6 protein-coding genes are annotated in these 4,721 nt (G+C 34.2%); 2 read left to right on the top strand and 4 right to left on the bottom strand.

Going from position 1 to position 4,721, the window contains the following annotated elements; translation table 11 throughout:
* The first annotated feature begins 182 nt into the window (after positions 1-182).
* Entirely contained in the window at positions 183-641 is a 459-nt protein-coding gene (locus tag AC3DU7_RS25705; RefSeq protein ID WP_488042122.1) for a hypothetical protein, read from the top strand.
* Positions 642-734: 93 nt separating this feature from the next.
* Here the strand turns inward: AC3DU7_RS25705 and AC3DU7_RS25700 are convergent, their stop codons facing one another.
* The 4 genes from AC3DU7_RS25700 to AC3DU7_RS25685 form a co-directional block, all read right to left on the bottom strand.
* Positions 735-968: a 2Fe-2S iron-sulfur cluster-binding protein gene (locus tag AC3DU7_RS25700; protein WP_488042121.1), complete on the bottom strand. Its 234-nt coding sequence runs from the start codon at positions 966-968 to the stop codon at positions 735-737.
* Positions 969-1,298: 330 nt separating this feature from the next.
* A complete protein-coding gene (gene cobQ / locus AC3DU7_RS25695) occupies positions 1,299-2,765 on the bottom strand; it encodes a cobyric acid synthase CobQ (protein ID WP_488042120.1) in 1,467 nt (488 codons plus the stop codon).
* Positions 2,766-2,809: 44 nt separating this feature from the next.
* Complete coding sequence (locus AC3DU7_RS25690; RefSeq protein WP_488042119.1) at positions 2,810-3,016, bottom strand: hypothetical protein; 207 nt, start codon at positions 3,014-3,016, stop codon at positions 2,810-2,812.
* Between the two features lie 381 nt (positions 3,017-3,397).
* Positions 3,398-3,805 (bottom strand): Npun_F0494 family protein, encoded by a 408-nt coding sequence (locus tag AC3DU7_RS25685; protein WP_488042118.1) that lies wholly within the window; start codon positions 3,803-3,805, stop codon positions 3,398-3,400.
* 370 nt (positions 3,806-4,175) lie between these two features.
* Here AC3DU7_RS25685 and AC3DU7_RS25680 point away from each other — a divergent pair, with 370 nt between their 5' ends.
* Positions 4,176-4,616, top strand: coding sequence for a peroxiredoxin (locus tag AC3DU7_RS25680; RefSeq protein WP_488042117.1), 441 nt, complete (start codon positions 4,176-4,178; stop codon positions 4,614-4,616).
* Positions 4,617-4,721: the final 105 nt, after the last annotated feature.

The following is a 4,721-nucleotide window of genomic DNA, read 5'->3' as shown; positions in this document are numbered from 1 at the left end:
ACAAATCTCTTCATTGGGGATACACTCATCTAAATGAGTCTTCAAAACTTGAAATCATCGAAGTAAACCCAAAAGCTCAAAAAATTAAGTATTAGATTATTCAATTATATAAGACCTTAGCATAACATAAAATTTAGTTCACAAAGTTTACCTACACCTAAAATAGATAGTAAAAGTTGTGAATGGAGTTAGTTAAATCACAACATAAATCTGAAATGATTATGGATAATCTTTTAGTAAAATTTGAATTGCTGAATAATGAGATTATTTTAATTGAAGCTGGAAAAAAAGGATTAGAAATTTTAAGTTCAACTTTTGAAGAAGTGCTGAAAGGTATAACAGGAGGATTTCATGCTCGAATAGGTGCTGAAAGAGAGGAAGTTCAAGAATTACTGTCATTAATAAAAATACCTTTAGAAACTTTCGATTCTCAACCAGCTCAAAATTCAACTATGAAGGTTCAAATTTCAGTCGAACAGCTAAGAATATTAACACAAATTTTAAGCGAAGCTTGCCACGGTATTAAAATTTTAGATTTTGAAAACAAAATAGGAACAACCAAAAATCAATTAAACTATTTGCTGAATTTAAGTAGTAACTTATATAGATCGATTAAAAATCAAGATAAATTAAATAATTAAACTCCCATAAAGTACCTAAATCAAATTAATTACTATTATTTATTCCCAGTAATTTTTACTGATAACTGATAACTGATAACTGATAACTGAATATTACCAGTCCATGTCTACAGAAAGGTTAATCGTCATTTTTTTCCTTCCTGGAGGAACTGCTGTAATACAAGCACAAATAGTTTGACCACCATCAATTTCAACTTCACAAGCATGACAAGAACCCATTAAACAACCCGTAGGAATAGTTACCCCAGCACGTTCAGCAACGTCTAGAATAGGTTCTCCTGACTCTGCCTCAACAGTAATATTATCAGGCAAGAAAAGTATTTCCATAATTCAGCAATAATTATTTGATTAGGGTTTACCGATTAAATATAAAAGTCTTGAGCTATAAAGGTTTTGGCCTAACAAAGCTCAAAAAGAGAGTATTGGTGTAAGATAGAGGCAGAAAAATCTGGGAATAATTTTTCTGAGTACGTCCTCTACCACTCCTGATTCCTCTTGACCAAAAAAGAAGGTCTTAAGCCTCCCCTTTCAAGGGGATGAAAAAAATAAAGTTCAATATTTCAAGCCTCTGACTTCAGGCAGAGGTACTGATAACTGATAACTGATAACTGATAACTGAAATGACTCTTCACTACTCCCTACTCCCTACTCCCTACCTTAGTTAAATATCAACTTTAAATTTAAGTGACGATTAACTTTATCTGTAACTGAATCTAACATCATTTCTCTTTGTTCTCTATAGTTAGCAACACCAGTCGGCAGACCTTCGAGACCTCGTTTTTTACGCAACAAATTTAACCAGGAACGACGCCAAGGACTATTGTCAAAAATTCCATGTAAATAGTTACCCCAGACAGACTGATTTTGATTAATAAATCCCAAATCGCGGTCGTTAAATAAAGGATTTACCATATCTGGCTTTGTAATTTTGGTTCTACCTTGATGAATTTCATAACCGATTATTGGTAAATTACCTAGAGGATAATTAGCAATAACTTGTCGCTGACGAGAAATTTTTTGAGGAGCAATTACAGTTCTTAGTGGTAATAGTCCTAGTCCTGGATATTCTCCCCTTTGTCCTTCTAAACCCTGAGTATCTATTAAAACTTCACCAAGCATCTGAAAACCACCACAAATTCCCATAATTGTACCGCCAGCAGCTTGGTAATTCTTGAGAGCTGTGGCCATCCCACTTTTTTGTAATACTAATAAATCGTTAATAGTAGTTTTAGAACCAGGAATAATTACTGCATCAGGATAACCTAAATTATCATTAGGATTAACATATTTAATCTTGACACTAGACTCTGAATCTAAAGGATCAAAATCAGTGAAATTAGAAATTCTTGGTAACTTAATAATGGCAATTGTAATCTCAGCATTAAATTTAGAAGAACGTTGCTCTAAAAGACTTAAAGAATCTTCGGCAGGAAAGACTTCATCAATCCAAGGAATTACCCCAATTACAGGAATATTAGTTCTTTTTTCTAACCATTCAATACCTGAATCTAGAAGCGATCGCTGTCCTCTAAATTTATTAATTACAATCCCTTTAATTAAACTTTTTTCTTCTGGCTCTAGTAGTTCTAGGGTACCAATAATATGAGCAAAAGCACCACCTGGATTTATATCAACGACTAAAATTGTAATCGCATTCAAGTGCTTGGCCACTCGCATATTTGTTAAATCTCGGTGCTTTAAATTAATTTCTGCTGGACTACCTGCTCCTTCACAAACTATTATGTCGAATTCCTGAGATAACAGTTCTAAACATTCTTGAATAGCCTGCCAACCAATGTTAAAATACTTCTCATAATAATCTATGGCACCTACTGTATCTAATACTTTCCCTTTGAGAATAACTTGAGAAGTCATATCTCCTTGAGGTTTCAACAAAATAGGATTCATTTCTACTGCAGGAGTTACACCTGCGGCCCAAGCTTGTACAGCCTGGGCATAACCTATCTCTCCACCAGTAGATGTGACATAAGAGTTCAAAGCCATATTTTGTCCTTTGAAAGGAGCTACTCTCCATCCACGACGGGATAAAATTCTACAGATGGCTGCAGCTATCAGAGATTTCCCAGCGTTGGAGGTAGTTCCCACTACCATAATTGCTTTCATAACTGTTTGTAATTCAGGAATTATAATAATATTTTTATTACCATTTAAAATATATGGCTTGGTGTAACTGCTAGCATTTGTTGGCCTGCAAACTGATCAAACCCTGATTGTATCTTTAAAAGTAGGCGATTCAGTTTTTTTTCCAGGAGGCCCGAGTTAGTAGGTAGAAAGAAGGCATTATTAGAAGGTTGAAAAATTTTCCCCACTTCTTTATCTCCCCAACTTTCCATCTCTTCTTGAATAGCGATCAAATAAGTTCTATATACTTTTAACAGCGTCGATCAAAAATTTATGATATTTATAATAGTTCCCGTACATTCCTCTAAGAGATAGAAATAAATTTTTTTCCTACCTTAGCTAAGAAAAATATACATGATTTGTACTTTTATTTTTGGCTCTAAATATAGATTATTAGGACTTTCATATTTACAAGTAAGCAAAACTCTTTCAATATTCAGAATAAGGGTAAGAAAAAATTAAGAGAATACGAAAAGTATTTTCAGCTATCAACACTTTTTTTGAAGTTGATAGTATCTAATCATCACTTAGTTTCAAAATCTATAATTATAATTTTGATGTTTGACTAAGAAATTAATATCGAACTCTTCAAAACTTGGATATTTCTTGCCTATTTAAATAGGAAGTCGAAACCAACGATTAATAAAATCATAGAAGCGATCGCTTACAGACGGTTGAGAAACACTTCCCTTTGCAGCATATTTTTTTACTAACTGATGACCAAGAGGCGTGAGGCGAAAACCATCTGTAATACCCTGCCCATCAACTTCTCTCCTTAATAAACCCACCTGAATTAGCCACATTAGATTATTTTCAGCAGCTAATTCTGGTACCAGAGAACGAGTATAGCCATTTTTTAAACCTGTCTCTGATGCTATTGATTTTAATTCCACACTTCGATCCGACATTGTTACAAATAAGCTGATATTAAACGGGCTACAGCTAAGTGCCCTTTCCGCCCTTTTTTCAGTATTAGTGGGGTATCGGAGTGATATCAAGTTTTCAGATTTTACAGAGGTCATTGCAATTATTTTTTTCTAATGACCCTTTAGCATATCATATAATTAAGTTTTTTTATATTTTATATCATACAGATAATATTGCATTAAAATAAGCTATACAAATAATAGTTTATTTTTTTTTAACAAAGTAGTCTAGAAAATAAGCTATACCAGGGAACAGCGGTGTGACCCCGCGTCGGCGACAGATGGAAAAGTTGGAAAAACATTTCCTAGTTTAAGATTCATCATCAGCGGTTGTCCTAACCAATTCTTTTTTAGCTATAGAACAAATCTTAGGATAAGTAAAAATTTTTCAAAGCACAAAATATCTTAAAATAACAGAAAGAATACAAGGCCATGCTGTAAACCTATTAAGGAGAAAACAAAATCTATGCCATTATCTGTTGGCACTAAAGCACCAGAATTCACAGTAAAAGATACCAACGGCAGCACCGTTTCCTTATCTGATTTTGCTGGCAAAACAGTTGTCCTATATTTTTATCCCAAGGATGATACCCCAGGTTGTACTAAAGAAGCTCAAAGCTTCCGAGACAAATATGCTGAATACCAAGGTAAAGATATGGTTGTTCTTGGTGTAAGCATGGATGATGAAGCCTCCCACAAAGCCTTCACTGAGAAATATGGTTTGCCTTTCCAACTATTGGCAGATGTTGATGGCGCTATCACGAAAGCTTATGATGTTGAAGGTGGTGGATATCCTAAGCGTGTCACCTATATTATTGACTCTACAGGAAACATTTCTCACGTTGATGAGAATGTGAAAACTGGTAGTCACGCTCAAGATATTTTAGAAGTTATCGGCAAAAAATAATTATAACAGGGAATAGTGGGAAAAACATTTCCCTGTCTAAGAGGTTTTCTTAGAAGTCTAATTTGCTACATCTAAGCCCCCTAAATCCCCCAATTTTGGGGGACT

It is taken from the genome of Okeania sp., from assembly GCF_983059655.1.
This window is presented reverse-complemented; position numbering and strand designations above follow the sequence as displayed.

Coding starts and splice junctions, on each gene's coding strand:
- AC3DU7_RS25685 (WP_488042118.1), bottom strand. CDS start 3,805: ATGACCTCTGTAAAATCTGAAAACTTGATATCACTCCGATACCCCACT.
- AC3DU7_RS25680 (WP_488042117.1), top strand. CDS start 4,176: ATGCCATTATCTGTTGGCACTAAAGCACCAGAATTCACAGTAAAAGAT.
- AC3DU7_RS25705 (WP_488042122.1), top strand. CDS start 183: ATGGAGTTAGTTAAATCACAACATAAATCTGAAATGATTATGGATAAT.
- AC3DU7_RS25700 (WP_488042121.1), bottom strand. CDS start 968: ATGGAAATACTTTTCTTGCCTGATAATATTACTGTTGAGGCAGAGTCA.
- cobQ (WP_488042120.1), bottom strand. CDS start 2,765: ATGAAAGCAATTATGGTAGTGGGAACTACCTCCAACGCTGGGAAATCT.